Source organism: Pseudothermotoga elfii DSM 9442 = NBRC 107921, assembly GCF_000504085.1.
In the GTDB taxonomy this organism is placed as follows: Bacteria; Thermotogota; Thermotogae; order Thermotogales; family DSM-5069; genus Pseudothermotoga_B; species Pseudothermotoga_B elfii.
On sequence record NC_022792.1, the window covers coordinates 958,011 to 981,241 of the forward strand.

Below are 23,231 nucleotides of genomic sequence, written 5' to 3' on the forward strand. Positions count from 1 at the left end.
AATCTCTCCAGCGGAGGTATCAATTTTGGAAGATTATCTTCAGCAACTCGATGACGAGCAAAGAACAGCTGTTTTGAAATCTACGGGCAGATCGATAATAATAGCAGGTCCCGGCTCGGGAAAGACAAGGGTTATAACTTACAAACTTTTACACCTTTTGAAAACAGGAATAAAGCCTTCAGAAATACTCCTGGTGACATTTACAAGGGCTGCAGCAAATGAGATGATTGATAGAGCCAGGATGTTGACCGGTATTGATCTTGAAGGTATAACAGCTGGCACTTTTCATCATATATGCAATTTAATCCTTAGAAGGTACGCCAGGAAAGTTGGCCTTTTTCCAAATTTTACAATACTTGATGAAGAAGATTCCAAAAGCCTTATAAAACACGTTAGAACTATGGTTCTTGAAAGAACCGGAGAAATAAAGCATTTTCCTTCACATGGTGTGCTTCAGAAGATTTTCTCTTACGCTACAAATACAATGAGCACACTTCACTCAGCTTTGTTGAAAATTAATCCAAAGTATATCGATTACGAAAAAATAATCGAAGATATATACAGAGAATATACTATCGAGAAAAGAAATCAAAATTGTGTGGATTACGATGATTTACTCGTATTTGCAGTTCAGGTGCTTCAGGACAGCGACATAAGATTGCGTGAATCGCGTAAATACAAATGGATACTTGTGGATGAATTTCAGGATACCAATATTCTGCAACTTAATTTGATAGAACTGTTGTCCAGCTTTCATAAAAACATAGTGGTTGTTGCAGATGATTCGCAAAGTATTTACTCATTTAGAGGTGCACGCTATGAGAATGTTAGAGATTTTATGAAAATAGATGGCACCAAACTTTTCAAGATCCAGACGAATTACAGAAGTGTAGAACCAATAGTGAAATTGATAAATGCAACTATACCAAAAAGGTCTGTTCCAAAAGTTCTGAGGGCAGTGAAATTTTCTGATCAAAAACCCATCGTTATTAAAACTTCAGATAGGCAGGAAGAAGCTGCCTATGTGAGCAAACAGATTTTGAGGTTGATAGAACAGGGCTTTGATCCTGAAGAAATAGCGGTTCTTTACAGGAGTCATTCCCACTCTCTTGAGCTTCAAATAGAACTTTCAAAGCAGCAGATAGATTTTAAAATACTTTCAGGCATTAGATTTACTGAGACAGCACATGTAAAGGATATAATAGCCTTTCTGAGAATTCTTCAGAATCCACGCGAAAAAATCTCCTGGATTAGAGTGGCAAGATTATTTCCCGGTATTGGGGCGAAAACTGCTTCAAATCTTGCTGAACATGCTTATGGTGCCGCTTTACAGAATGATGTATCTTCAATTCTGGATGGATTCTCTCAGAAAAAAGGGCAAATTCTGGAGATAAAGAAATTGCTTAGCGAAATGCAGGAGGAATCAACCGTCTCTGACAAAATATCCTTTCTCTATGAAAGTTTCTATCAACAGTACCTTCAGGATAATTATCCAGATTATAAAGAAAGGCAACAGGATATAGAAAGATTGATAGAGGTAGCGCTCAGGTACAATTCCTTAGAGCATTTTTTATCTGACTTGACAGTAAATGAAGATGTTCAGAATAATGTTTCGAAAGGGCAAAAAATTACACTCACGACAGTGCATCAAGCTAAGGGTTTGGAGTGGGATGTTGTTTTCGTAATAAGTGTTAATCCTGGAGATTTTCCAAGTTACTATGCCCTGATGGAAAATAATATTGATGAGGAAGAGAGAATTTTTTATGTTGCAATTACCAGACCAAGAAAATTGTTGTATTTAGTTACTCAGCAATACCCATCTTCTCCATACATGTACTGGGCTAAAGCTGTTGATTTCTTGCAGAAAATACCTGAAGAATTGGTTGATATTTATGACACCTCCTATTGAAAGGTGAGTGTCTGAATGCTCATAAGATTCCATGGTGAAAACTTATTGTATTTCAACAATTTCGATATTGAATTTGACGAGCAATTGAATGTTATAACAGGTGAAACGGGGGCAGGAAAATCAATTTTGCTTAAAGCCCTCCAGGCTCTTTTAGGAAACAAAACAGAATTACCAGCAGGTAACGGGTGTTATCTTGAGGCGTTGTTTGATCCGTCGGAAAACTTAAAACGGCAGTTGAGAGATCTATCCTTAGAAGAGGATGAACTGGTAGTTTCTCTCACAATCGGAAAAAGATGGGTTTACAGGTTGAATGGTAGAATGTTTCCACAGAGTACAGTTGCTCAACTTTTTGAAGATGAGGTGCAGTTTCATCAGCAGAACTCCCAAACGAGCCTGTTGAAACCGCGTAATCAAATAGCTTTGATCGATTCGTTTTACGATAGCAAAGAGCTTCTTGAAGAGTATCAAAATGTGTACAGAGAGTACAGAGAGACTGAAAAATATCTATCTGATCATCATGAAGAAATCCTTCAAAAGAGACTTGATGAACTGCAAGCTCAACTTGAGTATTTTGAAAAAGTAAATCCATCGCTGTCAGAAGAAAAAGAGCTCAGAGAAAAATACGAGAGAATGGTTAAGTTCCAGGAGCTTTCGGAGATGCTCGCTGTAGTTCTATCAATCCTTGAAGGAGAATCTGAAGGTAGCTTGAGGAATCTCTGGAATATTTTACACAAACTTGAGAAGAACAAGCATTTGCTCCCGACAGGATTTGTGGAATTACTTGAGGAAATAGTTGAAAAATCTGAGGAGCTCTCAAGAATTGCGAAAACAACACTTGAAGAAATGGAGATCGAGGATTTGAGGAGTATTGAAGAACGTATCTGGGATTACAACGAATTGAAAAGACGTTATGGACCAGAATTAGAAGACGTGATGAAATATTACGAGAACATAAAACAGGAAAGAGATCGTTTAGCTGAGGAGTTGCTGAAACTGAAACAGGCTGTGCAGAAGATATCTGTATTGAGAAAAAATGCCTTTGATCTTGCAAAGAAAATTCATAGCGCAAGAATTGAAGCCGCAAAGCAGCTCGAATATCAGATTGAAAATCATTTAAAAGATTTATCCATGAGTACAAAACTTACTATTTCAATCAGAGAATTAAAAGATCTCACGTTAACAGGTATAAGCGAAGTTGATTTTCTAATCCTTTCGCACAAAAATGAACAGGCTCCAATGAAAAATGTCCTGTCTGGCGGGGAATTATCCAGAATGATGCTGGCTCTGGAATTAGCAATAGCGAACAGATTTTTTTCGAAAACTCTGATTTTCGATGAAATAGATTCTGGTATAGGTGGTTTGACGGGTAATGTTCTGGGAATAAAGCTGAGTAAAGTTTCTAAGAGTCTCCAGACCATCGTAGTTACTCACTTACCTCAGATTGCACGTTTCGCAGACAGACATTTTGTTGTTGAAAAGACTGAGCAATCAAAAATGATTTTAAAAATGTTGTCCGGTGAAGAAAGAAAAAAAGAGATGGTCAGAATGATTGGCGGAGAACAGATCCTGTGGGGTGAGGAATCGTGATAAAGTTTGGGACAGGTGGTATCAGAGGATTGATGAAAGAAGGCGAGTTCGATGAAAAGCTTGTGGAGCAAGCAAGCAGAGCTGTTGCATCTTGGATGGTAGAAGAAGGTTTGAAAACGATTGTGATAGCTTATGATACGAGAATGAATTCTGATCTTTTTGCCAAAATAAGCGCTTCAGTCATTTCGTCTTTTGGCATTGAGGTATACCTTTTTCCAGAACCAGTTCCAACCCCTCTTTTATCATTTGCTGTCAGAAAAATTGAAGCTGGTGCAGGTATTGTCATCACAGCAAGTCATAATCCTCCAGATTACAACGGTTTCAAAGTGTACACAAAAGATGGTGTGCAGGCGATTCCAGAGTATACAGAAAAGATAGCGAAATATATGGATAACCCTGTAAATCTCTCAAGACCAGTTAAAGTGCGCACAGTGCCACCACAAATAGTGAAAGAATATATCGAAATGGTTGTAAAAGTTGTTGAACCTTTGGTAGAGAATGATACAACAATTGTTTATTCTCCGCTTCATGGTACAGGTGCCAGATTTGTGCCGAAAGTTCTTGAGATGCTTGGGTTCAAAGTGGTTTGTGTTGAAGAACAAATGAATCCAGATCCTCATTTTTCAACTGTTACCACACCAAACCCCGAAGAAGAGAGTGCTTTTGCACAGTCAGACAAATATCAGAGTGATTCTACTTTCGCTATAGCAACAGATCCAGATTGTGACCGTGTTGGGCTTAAGGTTGGTTCTGTTAAACTTTCTGGCAATCAAATCGGAGTGCTTTTAACAGATATGCTTCAACAAGATCAACCTTCTGGGAGCCATCTTATAAAAACCATAGTGACAACCGATATGGTTTATCCTATGTGTGAAAAAAAGGGGCAGGTTGTTCTGGAAACCCCTACAGGCTTTAAATTCATAGGCAGTGAAATAGAAAAGAGGTCTTCAAGGGAAAATTTCAAATATTTTCTGGCTTTTGAGGAAAGCTGCGGATATCTTACCGGTGATTTTGTGCGCGATAAAGACGGTGTTCTTGGTTCTGCTTTGATAGCGGCTATGTGCAGCAAAGTTGACCCTTTGGAAAGACTGAAGTATTTATATGACAAATACGGTTATTATATCGAAAAATTGATTTCAATAAACCTGACAACCCCTGATCAAGCAAGAAAGATCTACGAAAAAATACGGGATTTTCCACCAAATAAAATTGGTTCAACAAGGGTTTCGAAGGTTTATGATTATTCGCAAGATACTCAAATACCAAACGAGACTCTCCTGCTGGAAGCCAATGGAGCAAAAATTTATATAAGGCCCTCTGGAACGGAACCAAAGTTGAAAATTTATTTTAAAGTGGTCGATGAGAATGAGAGACAGGCTCTAAGAAAAATCGAAGAGTTGCAGAAAGGAATGACCAGAATTGAAGATTTTACTTAAAAATGCGTTGATTCTGAAAAACGCATTTTCCGATTTTGTGAAAGAGAATATATTCATAGAAAACGGGAAAATAGTTGAGATTGGAAAATTTCAGCGGCAAGCCGATAAGGTTTACGATCTTTCTGGAAAATTGATTATGCCTGGCTTTGTAAATGCACATACACATGCAGCAATGACATTGATGCGTGGTGTGGCAGAAGATGTTTCACTTGAGGAATGGTTATTTAAGAAAATTTTCCCAATAGAAGATAAATTGACTCCTGAAGATGTCTATATTGGAACAATGATCGCACAGATGGAGATGGCAAGAAAAGGTGTTGTGGCATATGTGGATATGTATTTTCACTGTGAGGCAGTAGTCCAGGCAGCGATTGATTTTGGGATGAAGGCTTTAATTACACGTGGATTAACAAATCAGTCGGGGTCTGATAATGGTAGATTAAGGCAAAATATAGAGTATTTTGAAAAATTCAATGGAAAAGATGGGTTGGTGTTTATAGGTTTTGGTCCTCATGCCCCCTACAGTTGCTCACTGGATTATTTAGACCGTGTAGCAACAGTTGCAAATGAACTTGGAGCACCTGTAACAATTCATCTTTATGAATCTGAGAAAGAGACTTATTCTTTGAAAGAGATTTTAAAGACAAAACTATCCGAATGCAGGGTAATTTTTGCGCACTGTGTTCATTTGAAAGAAAGCGATATTGAACTGTTGGCGAAAGAGAGTTTTTTTGTGGCACACAGTCCCACGAGTAATTTGAAGCTGGCAAATGGAATAGCTCCGGTTTCAAAAATGCTTGAAAAGAATATTCAGGTCTGCCTTGGAACTGACGGGGCTGCGAGCAACAATACGCTTGACATATGGCATGAAATGCGTTTGGCATCGCTTTTACAGAAAGCACGTGATCCTGTTAAAATCTGCACAACAGAAGCCTTGTCGATGGCAACATTAACAGGAGCGAAAGCAAGTGGTTTAACATCTGGTTCACTGGATACCGGATATGATGCGGATTTAATAGTTTTAGATATCGAGAAACCATGGTACCTTCCACTGGAGCAGTTGAAATCTCACTTAATACATTCGGCTAATTCACTTGACGTTTATGCAACCATGGTTAAGGGTAGATGGGTTTATTTCAACGGAGTTTTTCCAACCGTGGACGAATCTGAGATAAAAAACAGGTTTGAAGGGGTGGTTCAAAGATTGATAGATATCGGAAATTAAGTGTTTATCTTAAAGAAAGGTATGGAACACGTGTACACAGACTCGTTATAGATGGAGGTTTCAGTTGCCCTAATCGAGAAAAGGGGAAACCATGCATATTTTGCGACCCTGCAGGTAGTGGTTTTAATGCTTATCATGGTTTGTCAATAAGAGATCAGGTTCTAAAACAAAAGGAAAGAGCCGCTCAGAAGTATAAAGCAAAAAAATTTATAGCCTATTTCCAGGCTTTCACAAATACCTATGCTCCTCTGCATGTTTTGAGAGAGAAATACGAACAGGCGATAGTAGATGAAAGCATCGTTCAGCTTTCGATTTCTACAAGACCTGATTGTATCCCCAACGAGGTTCTTGGATTGCTGGAAAATTTCAAAAAGAAAGTTGATGTTTCCATCGAACTTGGGCTTCAAACTATAAACAGCAAAACCCTGCGCATAATTCAAAGGGGACATGGCATAGCCGAATTTATTGACGCCGTTTTAAGAGCAAAGATGCACAGCATAGAGATTGTAGTGCATGTGATTGTCGATTTACCTTGGGACGATCTGGAAGATGTAATCGACACAGCCAGAACACTGTCTTATCTTGGTGTGAATGGAGTTAAATTGCATTCACTCTATGTGGTTAGAAATACCCCCTTAGAAAATATTTTTATCAATAGAGAGGTAGATTTTATAGATTTCAAAGAATATAAAGATAGGGTCGTGGCGTTCCTTGAGAATTTATCACCTCATGTGGTAATACACAGGCTTGCCTCTGATCCTCCGAGGAATATGGTTGTTTACGGGAACTGGGGAATGTCTAAAATTCAGATAGTAAACGAGATAGAAAAGGAGCTTGAAATGCGAGATACATTTCAAGGAAAAAGATGGGCAAAATAAATCATTTGTGAATTTGTTGTGCTATAATTTTTCTACAAATATGGAGGTAAAGTATGAATCTCGCGATAACTGTACCATTGAATACATTTGTAAAATTGATGCATGAACTTGGCATACTGGAATATAAGAATTTCATTAAACATTCGTTTCAGGTAGCCAAACTCTCAAAACAGATAGCTCAGAATATAAATCTCGACTACGAACCAGAGCAAATTTATTTAGCTGGTCTTCTGCATGACGTTGGCTTGGTTTTGAAAGCATCAGTTGAAAATTATGAACTGTTCAAAGATATTTTTCGCAATACGCCGGATATTGAAAAAGTTGTTCTGGCTCTTGATAAAAAAGATCAACACTCACTTTTATCCAACCTTGTTACATCTAAAATACAATTTGTGGATCCTGATTGCTCGAAAGCGTTGCTGTATCATCATATGTCAGGCAATGAGATTGGAGAATCGAAAAAAATTGCTCTTCTCGCCAATTGTATAAAAGCAGCCGATACAATTTCTTTGGCAAACATGAGAAAGAAAAGGGATGAACTTTCCGCAGAATCTATGGAAGAAATGGTTAACGCTATCGAAAAAGACAGAGGATTATTTGAAGAAGTGAAAAAAGCTTCTCTGGAAATAATTCATGATTATACGAAAATCTTTGATCTTCTGGATGAACGAGATGATTTTTCTTCAAGCAAACAACTTTCACTGAAAGATTTCGAAACTGGTGCTAAATTAATTGCGACTTTGATGGATTTAAGAAGTCCTTACACAAGGAGCCATACATTTCTTGTAACGCGTGTAGCAAAGCAACTCATGGCTGAATTGATGTCTGAAGAAGATTCCAGGTTTATGACTGTAGCAGCGCTTCTACATGATATTGGCAAGATATCAACACCTCTTGAAATTCTCCATAAGAAAAGCTCTTTGAACGATAAAGAATTGCTGATTATGAGAAGACATGTCGTTGAGACGCGCAGAATGTTATCAAGAGCAGGAATAAAAGCGGTTGCAGATGTTTCAGCTTCGCACCATGAAAGATTGGATGGAAGTGGTTACCCGGTTGGTTTGAAATCGAATGAAACAACGATCTATATGAGAATTCTTCAAGTTAGTGATGTGTTTTCTGCTCTTGTTGAAAAAAGACCTTACAGAGATGCGGTGAGTTTAAATGAAGCAATTGAAATTCTGGAGAAGGAAGCATCTTTCAAAAAATTGGATTCGCAGGTCTGCAAAAAATTAAAAGAGCTCATCAATAATGGATATTTGGACGATTTTTTTACAGACAGGTTTACCCACGTACTGGAAGATTTGCTCGAATTGAAATTTAATGAAATTGATACGATCTTTGAAAGAGATTTTGATGGCTGGGAGGGATTGTTTTGAAAGGCTTTGTCGTGAATATGTGGTTTGAAACGTGGGGTAAGCTTTACGGTAAAGAAGTCGTAGAAAAGCTGAAAACTCAGTTTGGATTAAAGCCGGATCATACTTACAGCCCTCTCGATGATGTTCCTGACGAGTTACCAATTGATGTCTCAAGGAAGCTTGCAACTTTGAAAAATCTGAGTTTTGATGAAATCTGGTACAGAACAGGTAGAGAGAACCTTTACACGTTCTTCGAGCATTATCCAGAATTTTTTAAAAAGCCGAGCTTTCTATCTTTCATGGCTGCTATGGATGCTGTTCACCGGGTTTTGACTAAGAGAATAAAAGGAGCGACACCTCCAAGAATTTTTTTCAGATTGATCAACGGCAATAGAGCAATAATAAAATATGAATCTAAGAGAGACTTTAGAAAATATTTTCTTGGTTTGATGGAGAGTGCTTCAGAATTTTTTAAAGATCCCATAAAATACAGCGTTGTTTCCGAATTGAGAGATAAAGTAACTCATATTGAAGTGGACGTCACAGCAACAAGATCCTATGGCAGATTTGAAAAATTGGCAGTTGTACCAGTTTTAGGATTAGGGCTATTCAAATCCATTTTTCCAACTTATGCCTTTATGATACCTTTGTATGCATTTGTTTTATCATATCTGTCTTACACATTTCTTCCAGCCAACGCGTTAATCAAATCGATGGCGGTCGGCCTTGGAACGTTTGTGCTATCTATCATAGGTATGATTGATTTCAAAAAAGGCCATCAATCGCTTGAACAGACTATTGAGTCTGTGTCAGAGAAAAATCTGGATAACCCGCTTTCTGTGGATGGCGTTAAAGAATTTTCAAGGCTCTCACAATCTCTCATGAATGCTTCTGACAGTCTGAAAGAGGTTTTTTTAAGCATTTCGGGTGATGTTCAGGAAATGAGTTCGTATTCGCAAAAAGTTGTTGATGCAGTGAATTCTATGAAAGAACAACTTGATACAATGGGATCTCTTTCTAATGAAATAGCAAATACAGCTGTGCAGATCAGCAACGACACAGAAAAGATATCAAGTGCTGTCAATTCAAATGTAGATACGATAACATCTATAATCGATGAACAAACTAAGATAGTTCAATCTCTCAACGATGCTGTTTCACTCATAGCGAATTCTGCGAGAAATGTTGAAGGCTCTGCTGAAGGTATAGTTAGAATGAGTGAGAGATTTTCAAAGTTGGTTGATGAGGGGAAAAAACTCCAAGATCAAGCGAGCCTTATCATGGAAGTTGCCGAGACTGTTTCAACCATTGCCGAGCAAACAAATTTACTTGCACTCAACGCTGCCATAGAAGCGGCGCGCAGCGGCGAAGCAGGGCGTGGGTTTGCTGTTGTGGCAGATGAAATTAGAAAACTCGCCGAGGAAAGTAGATCTTCCGCGGCAAAAATATCGGAATTTCTTTCGTCAATAACCGCTGGCATAGAACAACTTGGCAGGATTATACAATCTGAATTTAATGAAATGAAACAGCAATCACAGAAACTTATCGAAAGTTCGGAGCACAACAAACAATCAAGTGATGTTATCTCTAATATATCTTCAAAGTTGAATAATCTGATAGAAACCTTGCACGCAGAGGCAAAAAATCTTCAGAGCATGACGGGTAATATTCAAAGCTTGCTGGCGATCTCCGAAGAAAGCTCCGCGACAGCTGAAGAGATAAGTTCTTCGATACAAAATTTCTTTATGCAATTGAAAGTTGTGCTTGATAGCGTTAATGAAACTATGAAGCTTTTAAAGGTAGTTGAAGAAAATTTCAAGGATATCAAGTTCTAAAAGCGGGGTTAAGCCCCGCTTTTCATTCAAAACATTTGTTGACATCGAAACCTTCTTTTTCTTCCAGTAATTTTTGCTTGAAAAACTCAACAATAAGTTTGTACCTTTTCAATCTATGAGTGTACGAACCCTGAACGCTATGCCCATGAGCTCCTTTTTTGAATATTGCCAAGTAAACTTCTTTCCCAAAATCTTTCAGGATGGTATAAAACATGAGAGATTGATCAAGAGGGCATCTGAAATCTTCGAGGCTGTGTATTAACAACAACGGTGTCTTGATATTCTTTACGTAAAAAATTGGACTGAGCTCTCTGTAATTAGGATTACTGAGAGGATCATTCCCAATGAGGCTTTTATCAAACCAGAAACCTATGTCAGAGAAAGCATAACTTGTGAACCAGTAAGATATTCCGTTTTCACTCACGGCAGCTTTGAACAGATCAGTTTGTGTGATTGCCCAGTTTGTCATGTAGCCGCCGTAACTTATGCCTGTTATACCCACGCTGGCGATTTGCTCATTTTTTCTAAGATTGTCTATAGCTGCCAATATATCTTTGAAATCTTCCTTTCCTGTTTTTTCCGTAACGGTAAGGGCAAACTGCTCAGAATAATTATCACTGCCGCGGGGGTTTGTAAACAGAACAAAGAAACCTTCCTCTGCTAACAATTGCCCGAGAAAATAGAGATTGTATCCATAAGCTCCTTTGGGGCCCCCGTGAACAAAGACTACAGCTGGAGCTGGAACTGAATCTGGTTTAATATACCATGCATCTATGTTGGTGCCGTCAAAACTTGTGACATCAAGGTGTTTCATCGGCCTGACTTTTAATTTTGAAATTATTGATTGGTTCAACTCGGTCACTTTGTTTTCTTTACCATTTTCATATAAATACACTTCTGCAGGTTTTTCCGGACTAACCTTCACAAATACAATCCTTCCATTATCGCTTGCGTCAAAAGCAGTTATTATCGAATTATCCGAAATTATTGTTTGCTTCTCTGTCTCTTCAAGATTCAATTTCTCCAGCAAAATTTTTCCACCTGATCCACTTTTGAAATAGACTGTGTTATTCCTGATCAAAGGATAAACTTCACTGTCAGATGCCCATATCTCGGCACTTATATGCCCGGAGTTGTTAAGTGCGTATTTTTCTGTCAAGGGGTGTAATTTTCCATTTTCATATAAATATACATACTCGTGTTGAAATGCACTTTTCCGCTCTCTCCCCAGCATGATGATTTTCTTGCCTTCTGCTGAAGTTGGAATTAATCCGACCTTTTCTAAAATCAACCGTTTTTTACCATCGGTATATAGAAAAATGTCGAATTCCGTGAATGGCTTTTTCTCGCTATATTTAGCGTAAACAATATCATTTTCAATCCAGAATATATTTGCTATATTTCTTTCTTCCATCTGATCGAGAACCTGGCAGCTCTCTACATCTATAATCTGAACAACATCTATTGAACTATCCAGAAAACCCTTGCCGTCAAACCAGACTGGTAACGTATCTTCAAAGTACAAATCTTTGTCATTTCTCTTCTTTGCAAACATTATCAGGAGTTTTTTACTGTCTGATGACCAATCGATAGCTGTTAAAGAATCCACCTTGAGGATCTCTTTTTCTGAAAAGTGTGCCAATTCAATCATACTTAAAATGTTAGAATCATTTATTTTCCTTATAAAAGCCAGTTTTTTCCCATCAGGTGAAAATTTTGGTTTGGAAGTTTCCTGAGGCAAATAAAATGATTCTCCTGTGGAAAGATTTTTAATGGTGATTTGTCGAATAGTCTTGTTTTCGGCAGGTGAAATTTTCTTCAGTGTGTAAGCAATCCATCTTCCATCACGACTTATCTTTACTTCAACTGGCACAACAAACTTTGTAAACGTTGAACATTCCCATTTCAATGCTATCACTCCTTTAACTCAAGAAATATCAGGAAAATATCTTTTGAGATATTATCTGAACTTCCAGTTCCTATTATTTCGTTTTTCGAAATTATTATACTCGAGTTTATATTCTGATCATTTTTTTCTTCAATTACTTTCTTAAAAACCAAATCCCCATTTTGATCAAGAAATATAAAGATTACGTCAAATCTATTTTCACCATTCCAGATATTCCCGTAGACACAGTAGAGATTTTCCTGAAACTCTATCAGACCTTTCGGAAAAAACTCGGTTTTTAGATCCAGTACCTTTTGCCAGATAATTTTTCCGCTTTTGTCTGTTTTCAACAACAGAGGGCTGTTGTAGTCTGTGAAAGAATTTGACAAACCCAAGATTAAAAAGCCATCGTTAACCATTGTTGCACTGATTGCTCTATCCCACTTCTCTCCCCCAGCTGTTTTCCACCAGATAAGTTTTCCAGTTCTGGAAAAAAACGTAACAAGGAAATCCGCCATGCCTTTAGTATAGCTTTCAGTTGAACCAACGCAAAGGTACCCATCACCACCGTCAATGATTTTACTGAACCATTCGTCTGAAGAACCACCAAATTTTTTGCTCCAGATGATCTTCCCGGAGTTGTCACATTTTATTAAAAGAGCATCATACCAGTTTCCCCCAATCGACCTGTGCCCTCCAGCGAGAATATATCCATCATCAGTCAGGAGAGCAGACTCTACCCACTGATCGGCACCGGAAACTGGGAGGATGAGATAGTTCAGAACAACAAAATAGCTGTTCAATTCCAGAATAGCTATTTTTGCCTGATCTAACAGAAGTTTATTTCCAGAAAGAAAAAATCGATTATCAGGAGTTTTTTCAACAACATTGAGTCTGTCAAGAAATCTTTCACCTATAGAATTTATTTTTAGAAGATCCAGATTTTTATCAAAAGTGATTGCAAAAATTTCATTGGTGTTTCTATGCTGGCCAAAGAGAACATAACCATAATCCTCTTGTGTTATACTAATTGCTTCCTCTGAGTTACCCAGGTCTATGTAGATTACCCTGGCGGATGCGGTAGCCGCCAGGAACATTAAAGCAGTGATAAACAAAAATATTTTAAACAACTTTTTTTGCATCACCCTTATTGTAAATTGGTTCGGTAAGAACCTTATATATCCTTTCAAGTGCCCAGTCGATTTCTTCCTTTTTTATAACAAGTGGAGGTGCAAATCTTGCTACTTGATCATGGGTTTCTTTACAGAGTATTCCAAGTTTCGCCAGTTTCTCGCAAAATGGTCTTGCCGTTCCATATTCTTTCTTTATCTCAACACCTATCAACAATCCTTTTCCTCTGACGTCTTTCACATAGTCACTTTTTATATCTCTCAACTGTCTCAGAAAATACTCTCCGAGTTCTTTTGCTCGTTGATCAAGTTTCTCTTCAACCAGCACATCGATTGCAGCTATGCCAACGGCAGCAGCCAGTGGGTTTCCACCGAATGTTGAACCATGATCGCCCGGTTTAAGTACGTCCATAATTTCGTCATTTGCAAGAACTGCTGATACAGGATATACCCCTCCGCCAAGAGCTTTTCCAAGTATCAGGACATCCGGTTTTGCATCTTCCCACTGCCATGCAAACATTTTTCCAGTTCTACCGAGACCTGTCTGAATTTCATCAAACATCAATAAAATTTTATGCTCAGAAGAAATTGCTCTGAGATCCTTCAGGTAACCTTCTGGAGGTACTCGAACTCCACCTTCGCCTTGAATCGGTTCTACAAGTATACCGAGCGTTTTATCATCTATTAGGTCTCTTATAACCCTTGCATCGCCAAACGGTGCGACTTTGAACCCGGGCGTAAATGGACCAAATCCGTCTTTGTACTGATCTTCTGTTGAAAAGGATACAATCGTTATGGTTCTACCATGAAAGTTACCTTCAACAACTATTATGTTCCCCTGGTTCATAGTTATTCCTCGTTTGTAGTAAGCCCATTTTCGCGCAATTTTTAGAGCACTTTCCACTGCTTCAGCACCCGTATTCATTGGAAGTACTTTATCGTAACCAGCGAACTCTGCCAGCCTTTGCTCAAATTTCCCTAAGAGATCGTTGTAGAAGGCTCTTGATGTAAGTGTTAGTTTTTCTAATTGATCTTTCAAAACTTTTAAAATTTTGGGATGCCTGTGACCATGGTTCAATGCCGAATACGCTGAAAGCATATCCAGATACCTGTTTCCTTCGACATCCCATACCCAAACTCTTTCACCTCTTTCGATCACAACAGGGATCGGCTTATAGTTGTGAGCGCCATATTTTTCTTCAAGGTTCATGAAATAGGAACTGTTCATCTTAACCCTCCTTTGAACATACACCTCTTTTAAAGAGAGTAGCATATAGAGATTCTGGATCAAAATCTGGCAATCTGTGGCTATTCACGGCAATATTTGGCAAAGTTTCTATAATATGCGTATGCTTTCTCTTTCTCATTTATGCTTTCTTATGCTCAGGTATGCTAACTTCTGTTATCGCTGGAAGTTTTTTCTTTGAAAAGGCAATTAAGCAAAATTGTTACAGCGATTTTCTATGAAAAAAATAATCATTTTTTTGTCTGATCGTGCGATTTGCAGAATGAGATTAGAGAGTCGTAGAAATTTTTTATTTCTTCGTCATTGAGTTTCTTTCTCCCGTATTTCGTTTTTACATAAATACTGGTCAACATTGATAAATTTTTGTCGCCTTCTATATCTAATATTTCATGGGGTGTTTTGCTGTGATACTGTGCAAAATACTTTCTCCTTAACCACCAGTAAGCTTTGAGAATGGATCTTTTATCAAATTCGAGTGGTGGGGTGTTTTCAAAAATATGTTGTTCTTGTTCATCACCCTTTTTTTGATTAAGAACTTCTTTTTTTCTCAAGATTCTTGCCGAGTAGATCACTGCTATTATCATTAGAGACAAAACAGCGACGCTTACAACATTCAAAAAAGGGATAATGTTTACTCTGTTTGAAAACATTTTTTCTCTCTGAGTTACAACCGTTGTTGCCGGTGCTGTGTAAATAGATTGTTGATCATTAACAATTGAATTTCTATGTAAGATCATTTGATCGGCATTTCTCTCAACTGGTTTAACAAATGAGAGTGATATTGACAGAGCTGTTATTATGATTAAAAAAGTTGCTGCACCAGTGAGAAACAACTTTATCGTTCCACTTATTCCAAAATTGTTCAGGGCAAAACTTATAAGAAAAATCCCGAAAATGATCAGAACAGATGGAAACCATATTTTTTCCAGTATCTCTGAAAATTTATCTTTTGGCACATTTTTATCGGTAGATTTGTCCGGGCGAACGACTGTTACATAATTTCCTTCTCCAGGTAAATTTTCACTTTTTCTCATCTTCTCACTGTGAAGGTTGTTTTGATCAAATACTGGTTTCAAAAGAGAGAAATTCACATCGGGCACGATTGTTGATGCAATCAGGACTATCAGCAGATAGACAACTATGAGCCGGATTCTACATTTTTTTGTCTTGTGCAGATACCACAGAAAAGTCAGGACTGCAAAGAATAATGAATCAAACCTGACGCCGTGCGATCCGGCCATGCTCAGGTATATTCCTACAGTCAGCAGTGAAATAAATGATGGGACGGTATATTTAGAAAAGATCAAAGCTGCACACTCCACAATTATTAGAATTAAGAATGCTTGTGAGAAGCCAAGTTTTGCAATACCTGCAACCACGAAACTTGCTATTAAAACAAATGGCGAAACTATCACCAAAGAGCAATTTTCATCCGAGAGAAATAGAACCAGAATAGATGAAAAAACAGTCAGAGGCAGGCTGAACCATAACGGCAGAAATGCACTGAGTAAATAAAAAGATGTTATTCCAGCACCGAAAATAGTAAATTGCCTAAGATCTTTGAATCTCATCGAAAACCTCCTGAAGGCTCTGATTTGGTCTAATTATTCTAACAATTATTTGCTCCTTCTCGAGGATTTTTGCTTTTTCTATAAGTTTTTGCATATCCAGTGGGTACATCTCATATGTTTTCGCTGGTTTAAACCTGGGATCTCTAAAACCATATGGAATTAACAGAACGATAACTCTTGCACATCTGGTTCTTGCTTGAATCAGTAGTGGCAAAAGTGTATCTGTAAGATACATCGAAATTATTAGAATTGTGTTGGAAGGCGTCAATCTGTACAAATCTTTGAAAAATTCTTCTGATAATTGCGGACCATTCTCATCTCCTTCAGCTTTTGCTAAAAGCTCAACAGCACTCACCCAGTCAGAATTCACCATGTAATTTCTTCTCAAGACTTCTTTGCCAACCACTACGAGATCTATAAGGTTACCTCTATTGGCGAGCAGATATATTATCGATGAGGTTGCGATTACAGCGTCTTCTTCGTAATTTTTTCTAATCTGCGCCCATACTTTTCTGGCAAAAATCTCCGACGATAGATTCAAATCAAGGTACAGAACTGTGTTGCTTATAGCGGTGTAATCCAGTTCTTTTACGCACAATTTTCCAAGTTTTGCAGAAATTTTCCAGTGTATTTTGCTGAGAGGTTCGTTGAAGTATTCTCGAACACCTTTTATCTGAGTGGTATCCTCAAGCAGTTTGAATTCTGACCTCTCAGCTGGAAGAAGCTCCCTCAATCTGGATGGAAAGCTTTCTATATACATAATCTTTGGCAAAACAAGTATTTCTTCTTTGCCTGAATAACACGCGTAATGCCTGAATAAATTTATGGGGTGTTCGTAGAGAACAAAAAAGTCAGATAGAATTTTTTTGCCACGGGTTGGAAAAGAAATTTTTGACTGGACATATACTGATTCTGATTTTCTTATTAACAGTGTTTTTTCAAAAAGATTGTACGTCAAAAAACCTGACGTCGTGACGTGTGAAGAAATGGAGGCATCTATATCACCAAACGGGCTTTGAATCCTATGATTGATCGTCAAATCCTGGTCTGTAAAAGCCCGTGTCTGGTTCACCCACCTTTCAATTTCAAGATGTGTCAATTTTCTTTTTGTATCATAAAATTGTAGCCACAGAAAAATGCAGGCAATAACAAGAGTAATTGAAAATACATTGAAACTGAGCAGCGCCCAGACGCATGACAAAATACTCATAAAAATAAGAAGACCAAATGAAGATGACTTTGATTTAAGTTTGAGCTTCACTTTTAATAGGGGCCTCCTCGGTGTTGAGTATTTCATTCAGGATTTCCTGCTTTGTTTTTTTCATCAGCCTCGCTTCCGGTTTCAAAACTATGCGGTGTGCAAGAACATCCACCGACAGTTCTTTGATATCGTCCGGTAGCACATACTCTCTTCCCCTGAGAGCAGCGAGTCCCCGCGAAATATTCATAAGCGATATAGCGCCTCTCGGACTTGCACCTAAAGCAAGATCATCGTGATTTCTGGTTCGTTCAACAATTCTGACTATGTAATCCAGTATGGAATCGTCTATATAAATTTCTTTAGTTTTCTTCTTGGCTTCTTCGAGTTCTGTTAAATTGCTCACAGGTTTGATATTTTCTATTGGATGAGACATCTCTTGCTTTTTCAACATTTCTATTTCCTGGGATTTATCGAGATAACCAATGGATAAGCAAATAGAAAAACGATCCAGTTGAGCTTCAGGTAAGGGAAAAGTTCCTTCAAATTCGACAGGATTTTGCGTTGCAATAACGAAGAAATGTTCACTCAGCTGATAGGTAATACCATCCACAGTTACTTGCTTTTCCGCCATTGCCTGTAGCAGGGCAGATTGAGTTCTTGGTGTGGTTCTGTTAATCTCATCCACGAGCAAGATATCAGTGAAGACTGGTCCTTTTCTAAAAACAAATTCATTCAATTTTGTATCAAGTACATTCAGACCTGTTACATCTGACGGAAGAAGATCCGGGGTCGCTTGAATTCTGTTGAAGCTCAAACCAGTCGAGATGGCTAAGGCTCTTGCTAACATTGTTTTGCCGACTCCCGGGACATCATTCAAAAGCACATGACCGCCACTCAACATTGTGGCCAGTATCTTTTCAACGATTTTTTCTTTTCCTACGATGACTCTGGAAATGTTTGTGATTACCTTTTTGGCAAAAACCTCCATAACCATAGTCTGTTCCTCCCGTCTTGAATTCTGTTATTGGATATCAACATTCCTGCAATCTTACATGCCCTCGGTGTATCTCCCATTTGCTTGTCTTTTCTGTAATCGTGTTTTTCTATAAAAACAGTCAGTTTGCTCTTCAAATCCAGAAGTTTTTTTACTTGAATAGCTTTTAAATTTTCTTGATTGATATGATTTGTCGTTGAGAAAATTTTCCAGTAGTGGTCTCTACATAAAATACGTTTACTTTTCTCGTATATGGATAATATATCTGATATAAATGAAGTGCATGTTTCAACATAAATTTTTTCTGATTCTGACTCATGTTTGCAAAACAAACATTCACTTTCAGTATGACAGTTTTTCACCATATCTTTTATCATTTCAGACATGATATCTTCATAGATTATTGCTAAGCCAAGTAATCCAAGCTCTGGGTGGTTATTAAGGGTGTTTTCAATAGCCAGAACATGTTTACTGCAGATACCACGCCTCAGTCTGGATCTTGTATTTGGATCGTTTACGAATTCATACAGGATTTCTTCTACGAACTTCTCGACACTGGTGTAGATTAACTCACAGATAGGACAATCATCTGTTTGCTTTTCGAATGCCTCGATTATTTTTATTTCAGCAAAATTTCTCGGGTTCACAAAGATTCCTCCAAAATAAAAAACCCCTACTCATTCAAGTAGGAGTCATCAGCCTTTAAGGCAAATAACGGTGGACTCCATCACCAGGCTTATTCATATCCTGAACTCTTCAAACACAGTATTATTCTACCACAAACCGCGGGCCCTTCATCACCGTGTTTTTATCAGTTCCTGTTTTAATATTTTTGAAGAATATATATAATTAACTGGGAGGTCTTTTATGAAAAAATTAGTTTTTCTTTTCTTTCTGGTTATTTCTATCACGGGATTGTCTGCTTCTGTTGAGATCAAAATGCCATCTTTTGACAAAAAAAATGGAATACACAGGATCTATTTCTACAGTCATGATGATAAAACAGAAGTAACAGTTGTTTTCTGGGATGAAGACTACCCAAATTTTCTATTAGATCTCGTCTACGATGTCTACAGATTCTTTAAATGGGGACGCTTTTATGATATTGAAACGTTTTTTGTGGAGAGAGATAAAATCGTTTTTCCGGATGACTTTTGCCCATCAGTAGATTATTTTCAGATCGACAATTTACACAATTATGCCGGGGTACCAATTGAAAAAGTTCAGAAAAACGGTGAAAAAATAGTTGTTTACGTTAGCACATGGAATCACATGTTTTCCACTCAGCCATTATCCAGCGTTGAATATCAAAATTATTCAGTTAAAGAAGAAATTGAGGCAAGAAGAATCGATGTTGAAAGGATTTTCAGTTTTAAACATTCTTCTAGATTGCTTTTGGCTGTTGTTCTATCATTAACTATGTTTGTGTTATCAGTACTAACAATCTTACTAAAAAGTAAATCCAAGAATGCAATCTTTTTTAAGGCCTCTACGACTCTCTGCGCGTTGTTAATAGCTGTTATGAACAGCTCTCATTTTGAATGGTTTATCAGCGCTGGCTTATTTTTTGGGCTCTTGGGAGATATTTTCCTGGAGAATCCAGAAAAATTCAAAGATGGTATGATCATGTTTTTGATTGGGCATATTTTGTATTCGCTTGGATTTGGATTAAAATTCACGGTACCTCCCGTGTTGATTTTTGGAACGATTTACTTCACTCTGATGGCAATATATTTTCTCGTTCTTCACAGGCATCTTGGAGAATACAAACTGGCCATCTTCATATATGTTTTAGCGATAGCCACAATGATGGTTTTCTCATTTGGCCCGCTTTATCTGGGTGTGTACTACATAGGTTTTCTGCTGCCTCTATCAGCAGGGTTATTTGTGTTTTCTGATCTATGCATTGCCTATGACAGATTTGTAAGAAAATTGCCCGCAAGAAACCTGATAATTTTGTCGACATACTTTTTTGCCCAGTGGGTTATATCTCTATCTAATTTGTTTTAAAACTGAATCTATCAACCATAAAATCATTAAAAGCCAGAAAACAATAATAAAAACAGTTGTAAGGTTGAATCTTTTTCCGATATTCAAGTTTTTTGCTCTGCTTTTGTAGTCTTTTAAGAGTTCTTCTGGTATAGAACTCAGAGTACATTTTATCAGTAATGGGATTATGATGAAATCATCCAGTTGTCCCAATACAGGTATGAAGTCAGGAATCAGGTCGAGTGGATTTAATGCATAGGCTATTGTTATAACAGCGAGAGCTTTTGTTTTCCCTGTCAGCACCCTATCTTTATTCATGAGATACAATGCCGAAATCGTAAGATTCAGCTCTCTCAGCAAATTTTTTTGAGATTTTTACTCATGCTTTTCTTTCTGTTTTTTTAACTCTAAATAGTGCTTGAGAGTTAATAAGCTTTGAATCATATCTTCATCTACAACAAACACGTCATCTGGAACAAGGAGTCTTACTGGCGCAAAATTCCAGATACCTTTTATTCCATTAGTGAGAAGCAGATTGGCAACCTGCTGAGCTGATTCCTTGGGAACGCAGATTATACCTATTTCAACCTCAAATCGCTTTATAACTCTTCTCAGGTCTCTCATGGGAAGTATTGCCAGATCGTTCACGAATTTCCCTATTTTTTCTTTGTCGTTGTCAAAAACAGCAACTATTTCAATCCCGTATTGAGTAAAGCCCGGGTAATTCACAAGGGCTTTTCCAAGATGTCCTGCGCCAACCAGTATCACCTTTGTTGTTTTTCGAACGCCGAATAATTCATCGAGTTCTTTGCGAAGAGTTTCGACGTGATAACCGACCTTTGGCTTCCCCATTGTTTTCAGATATGTAAAATCCTTTCGAATTTGCTCGGGGCTTACCCCGAGCCTTTGAGACATTATTTCAGATGAAACGTATTCGAAATCGATCTCATTCAGAAACCTGTGGTACAATTTCAATCTGTCCAAAGTCGGTTTTGGTATCAAAATTAGTTCTTTATTTTGATAATTTTGCATACTTTTCTAACACCTCTTTGATTTTCTCGAAGGTTGCTTCACTGATAAGTTTATCATTTACCATGACATTTGGAGACTTTCCACAATGTTCTAAGCAAAATGTTCCTGTGATCTCTACTTCATCTGATAGATCTTCCGTTCTGACGTAATCAATTAACTGAGAAAGTAGATTATAAGATCCTTTCATGTAACAGGATGTACCCAGGCAAACCCTGACAACCGTTTTTTCTTCTTTTGGTAGTGGTAATATTTCTATATCTTGAAATTCAACTCGTTTTCTTGGTTTGTAATTTGTATGAATTATGTGCCGTGCGTGTTCATCACTGAGATCTTCCTGATACAATTTCTGCACATAGAAGTTTTCCACAGGTGAGAGAAGCGTCTTAATTCCTACAGTTTCTCTTAATATGTGAGCTCTTTTTTGTCTCATTCTGGAGTCATTTGGATATGGTTGTCCGCCACCGCCAATACATCCATAATTACATGCCATCACTTCTACAATATCTACGTTGAATTCTCCTGAAGAAATTTTTTTCATTATCTTTCTTGCATTTGCGAGGCCAAAAATCACTGCCGCCCTTATTGATTTTCCGTCTTTCAGTGTTATTTTTGCAATTTTCACTCCTTCCAGTAAATCGTCGTACTCTTCACGTGATATGCCAATCTCGTCTCTAAGAACTGACACTACACTGCCAAAAACGCCACCAGTTTTTCCAAAGCTCAGTCCGCCCTGGGAGGATATACCGAACGGTCTATCAAACGGTTCTGGGGAAATCTGTTTTATATTTATTCCACTCGCTTTTATCATTTGGGAAAGTTCCTTGGTTGTCAAAACCAGATCCACGACACCAGCGTGCTCTTCTCTTTCTGCCTCAAATTTTTTCGCGGTGCATGGCATAAAGGAAACAAGGAAAATATCCTGAGGATTTAGCCCCATCTTTTTTGCATAGATTTTTTTGATCAAACTTCCAAGTGCCTGCTGCGGAGATTTAACGGTTGAAAGATTTTCAACAAATTTCGGATAATACTGTTCTACATATTTCACCCACGCAGGACAGCAGGAAGTAAACTGAGGTAATTTTTCCTGTCGCGACAACCTTTCATAAAATTCATGAGCTTCCTCGTAAGCAACGAGGTCGGCACCAAAAGCTACATCAAAGACTTTGTTAAAGCCAGACATTCTCAAAAATGTGGCGATCCTTTCAGCCATAGCAAGATCTGATTCGAGAGATAGTTCTTCTTGAATGGCCACTCTTACAGCTGGGGCCACCATACCTATGACGATTTTGTCTGAAGAAAGCGCCTGATAGAGTTTTTCAAGATCGTTTCTAAAAGTTAAAGCGGCTGTTGGACAATGAGCTACACATTGGCCACAATAGACACATTCACTTTTTGCAAGTTCGTTTGAAAAAGCAGGAGTTACTTGGGTAGAAAAACCCCGGTAGGCAAAGTCGATCACTCCGATACCCTGTACTTCTTCACAAACTCTTACACAATCACCGCAGAGAATGCATTTTGAATTATCTCTTACAATTGGAGAAGATTTATCAACTACGTTATCTTTTTTTATCTTGGTGAACCTGATATCTCTAATTCCAAATTCTTCTGCATATTTTTGCAACTTGCAACTTCCATTTCTATCACAGATTGTGCAGTCTCTGTTGTGTGTCGCGAGAATCAATTCCAGAATGCCTCTTCTCAATTCATATATCTCGGGAGTGTTTGTTTTTATCTTCATACCCTCGCGCGGTTTCAATGTGCAGGAAGTAACTATGTCTTTACCATCTACCTCAACCAGGCACATTCTGCATGCACCATAAACAGAGGTTTCTGAGAGATAACATAGATTTGGAATCTCGATACCGATATCTTTAAGTGCTTCCAGCACGTTTTTTGAATTATCTTTTATCTCAACTTCTCTGCCATTGACATATATTCTCATTTTTCCACCT

General features: G+C 37.9%; 18 protein-coding genes and 1 riboswitch. Of the genes, 8 read left to right on the forward strand and 10 right to left on the reverse strand.

Annotation, left to right across the window (positions count from 1 at the left end):
- The first annotated feature begins 25 nt into the window (after positions 1 to 25).
- From TEL01S_RS04720 to TEL01S_RS04750, 7 genes are read left to right on the forward strand one after another with little or no spacing between them, the layout of a single operon-like run.
- Positions 26 to 1,909, forward strand: coding sequence for an ATP-dependent helicase (locus tag TEL01S_RS04720; RefSeq protein ID WP_081706821.1), 1,884 nt, complete (start codon positions 26 to 28; stop codon positions 1,907 to 1,909).
- A 15-nt stretch (positions 1,910 to 1,924) separates the two neighbouring features.
- The gene (locus tag TEL01S_RS04725) at positions 1,925 to 3,496 is read left to right on the forward strand and encodes a DNA repair protein RecN (protein WP_028843242.1); all 1,572 of its coding nucleotides are present in this window, start codon (positions 1,925 to 1,927) and stop codon (positions 3,494 to 3,496) included.
- Entirely contained in the window at positions 3,493 to 4,932 is a 1,440-nt protein-coding gene (locus TEL01S_RS04730; protein WP_028843241.1) for a phospho-sugar mutase, read from the forward strand. Before TEL01S_RS04725 ends, TEL01S_RS04730 begins: the two co-directional genes overlap by 4 nt.
- Complete coding sequence (locus TEL01S_RS04735) at positions 4,916 to 6,157, forward strand: amidohydrolase (protein WP_028843240.1); 1,242 nt, start codon at positions 4,916 to 4,918, stop codon at positions 6,155 to 6,157. Before TEL01S_RS04730 ends, TEL01S_RS04735 begins: the two co-directional genes overlap by 17 nt.
- Complete coding sequence (locus TEL01S_RS04740; protein ID WP_028843239.1) at positions 6,136 to 7,035, forward strand: TIGR01212 family radical SAM protein; 900 nt, start codon at positions 6,136 to 6,138, stop codon at positions 7,033 to 7,035. The genes TEL01S_RS04735 and TEL01S_RS04740 overlap by 22 nt, the downstream gene beginning before the upstream one ends.
- A gap of 53 nt (positions 7,036 to 7,088) precedes the next feature.
- Positions 7,089 to 8,414 carry an HD domain-containing phosphohydrolase gene (locus TEL01S_RS04745; protein WP_028843238.1) on the forward strand — a complete coding sequence of 442 codons (1,326 nt, stop codon included), beginning with the start codon at positions 7,089 to 7,091 and terminating at the stop codon, positions 8,412 to 8,414.
- Complete coding sequence (locus TEL01S_RS04750; protein ID WP_028843237.1) at positions 8,411 to 10,228, forward strand: heme NO-binding domain-containing protein; 1,818 nt, start codon at positions 8,411 to 8,413, stop codon at positions 10,226 to 10,228. Before TEL01S_RS04745 ends, TEL01S_RS04750 begins: the two co-directional genes overlap by 4 nt.
- A gap of 22 nt (positions 10,229 to 10,250) precedes the next feature.
- On the opposite strand, the gene TEL01S_RS04755 is transcribed toward TEL01S_RS04750, so the two are convergent.
- The 7 genes from TEL01S_RS04755 to TEL01S_RS04785 form a co-directional block, all read right to left on the reverse strand.
- Positions 10,251 to 12,146 (reverse strand): S9 family peptidase, encoded by a 1,896-nt coding sequence (locus TEL01S_RS04755; RefSeq protein WP_028843236.1) that lies wholly within the window; start codon positions 12,144 to 12,146, stop codon positions 10,251 to 10,253.
- Positions 12,143 to 13,246 carry a hypothetical protein gene (locus TEL01S_RS10700; protein ID WP_028843235.1) on the reverse strand — a complete coding sequence of 368 codons (1,104 nt, stop codon included), beginning with the start codon at positions 13,244 to 13,246 and terminating at the stop codon, positions 12,143 to 12,145. The genes TEL01S_RS04755 and TEL01S_RS10700 overlap by 4 nt, the downstream gene beginning before the upstream one ends.
- The gene (gene rocD, locus TEL01S_RS04765) at positions 13,239 to 14,474 is read right to left on the reverse strand and encodes an ornithine--oxo-acid transaminase (RefSeq protein WP_012002991.1); all 1,236 of its coding nucleotides are present in this window, start codon (positions 14,472 to 14,474) and stop codon (positions 13,239 to 13,241) included. The genes TEL01S_RS10700 and rocD overlap by 8 nt, the downstream gene beginning before the upstream one ends.
- A gap of 248 nt (positions 14,475 to 14,722) precedes the next feature.
- On the reverse strand, positions 14,723 to 16,063 hold the full coding sequence (locus tag TEL01S_RS04770; protein WP_028843234.1) for a hypothetical protein: 1,341 nt from the start codon (positions 16,061 to 16,063) through the stop codon (positions 14,723 to 14,725).
- Positions 16,044 to 17,324 (reverse strand): DUF58 domain-containing protein, encoded by a 1,281-nt coding sequence (locus tag TEL01S_RS04775; RefSeq protein ID WP_028843233.1) that lies wholly within the window; start codon positions 17,322 to 17,324, stop codon positions 16,044 to 16,046. The genes TEL01S_RS04770 and TEL01S_RS04775 overlap by 20 nt, the downstream gene beginning before the upstream one ends.
- Positions 17,308 to 18,252 carry an AAA family ATPase gene (locus TEL01S_RS04780; RefSeq protein WP_012002994.1) on the reverse strand — a complete coding sequence of 315 codons (945 nt, stop codon included), beginning with the start codon at positions 18,250 to 18,252 and terminating at the stop codon, positions 17,308 to 17,310. Before TEL01S_RS04780 ends, TEL01S_RS04775 begins: the two co-directional genes overlap by 17 nt.
- Positions 18,228 to 18,905, reverse strand: coding sequence for a DUF6062 family protein (locus TEL01S_RS04785; protein WP_028843232.1), 678 nt, complete (start codon positions 18,903 to 18,905; stop codon positions 18,228 to 18,230). The genes TEL01S_RS04780 and TEL01S_RS04785 overlap by 25 nt, the downstream gene beginning before the upstream one ends.
- A 32-nt stretch (positions 18,906 to 18,937) precedes the next feature.
- A riboswitch (Fluoride riboswitch) is annotated at positions 18,938 to 18,999 on the reverse strand.
- A 126-nt stretch (positions 19,000 to 19,125) separates the two neighbouring features.
- Between TEL01S_RS04785 and TEL01S_RS04790 the strand changes: the two genes are divergently transcribed.
- Positions 19,126 to 20,268, forward strand: a complete 1,143-nt coding sequence (locus TEL01S_RS04790) for a lysoplasmalogenase (RefSeq protein WP_028843231.1) — start codon at positions 19,126 to 19,128, stop codon at positions 20,266 to 20,268.
- On the opposite strand, the gene TEL01S_RS04795 is transcribed toward TEL01S_RS04790, so the two are convergent.
- Genes TEL01S_RS04795 through TEL01S_RS04805 form a run of 3 tightly spaced genes read right to left on the reverse strand, consistent with a single transcriptional unit; the run spans position 20,251 to position 23,221 of the window.
- Positions 20,251 to 20,565, reverse strand: coding sequence for a YkvA family protein (locus TEL01S_RS04795; protein ID WP_070104253.1), 315 nt, complete (start codon positions 20,563 to 20,565; stop codon positions 20,251 to 20,253). The two genes, TEL01S_RS04790 and TEL01S_RS04795, sit on opposite strands and share 18 nt — an antisense overlap.
- A gap of 57 nt (positions 20,566 to 20,622) precedes the next feature.
- On the reverse strand, positions 20,623 to 21,279 hold the full coding sequence (locus TEL01S_RS04800) for a redox-sensing transcriptional repressor Rex (RefSeq protein ID WP_012002998.1): 657 nt from the start codon (positions 21,277 to 21,279) through the stop codon (positions 20,623 to 20,625).
- Positions 21,260 to 23,221: a [Fe-Fe] hydrogenase large subunit C-terminal domain-containing protein gene (locus tag TEL01S_RS04805; protein WP_028843229.1), complete on the reverse strand. Its 1,962-nt coding sequence runs from the start codon at positions 23,219 to 23,221 to the stop codon at positions 21,260 to 21,262. Before TEL01S_RS04805 ends, TEL01S_RS04800 begins: the two co-directional genes overlap by 20 nt.
- Positions 23,222 to 23,231: the final 10 nt, after the last annotated feature.

Excerpts from the sequence above, each read along its gene's own strand:
- TEL01S_RS04725 (WP_028843242.1), top strand. The coding sequence starts at position 1,925 with ATGCTCATAAGATTCCATGGTGAAAACTTATTGTATTTCAACAATTTC.
- TEL01S_RS04745 (WP_028843238.1), top strand. The coding sequence starts at position 7,089 with ATGAATCTCGCGATAACTGTACCATTGAATACATTTGTAAAATTGATG.
- rocD (WP_012002991.1), bottom strand. The coding sequence starts at position 14,474 with ATGAACAGTTCCTATTTCATGAACCTTGAAGAAAAATATGGCGCTCAC.
- TEL01S_RS04770 (WP_028843234.1), bottom strand. The coding sequence starts at position 16,063 with ATGAGATTCAAAGATCTTAGGCAATTTACTATTTTCGGTGCTGGAATA.
- TEL01S_RS04780 (WP_012002994.1), bottom strand. The coding sequence starts at position 18,252 with ATGGAGGTTTTTGCCAAAAAGGTAATCACAAACATTTCCAGAGTCATC.
- TEL01S_RS04790 (WP_028843231.1), top strand. The coding sequence starts at position 19,126 with ATGAAAAAATTAGTTTTTCTTTTCTTTCTGGTTATTTCTATCACGGGA.
- TEL01S_RS04795 (WP_070104253.1), bottom strand. The coding sequence starts at position 20,565 with ATGAATAAAGATAGGGTGCTGACAGGGAAAACAAAAGCTCTCGCTGTT.
- TEL01S_RS04800 (WP_012002998.1), bottom strand. The coding sequence starts at position 21,279 with ATGCAAAATTATCAAAATAAAGAACTAATTTTGATACCAAAACCGACT.
- TEL01S_RS04805 (WP_028843229.1), bottom strand. The coding sequence starts at position 23,221 with ATGAGAATATATGTCAATGGCAGAGAAGTTGAGATAAAAGATAATTCA.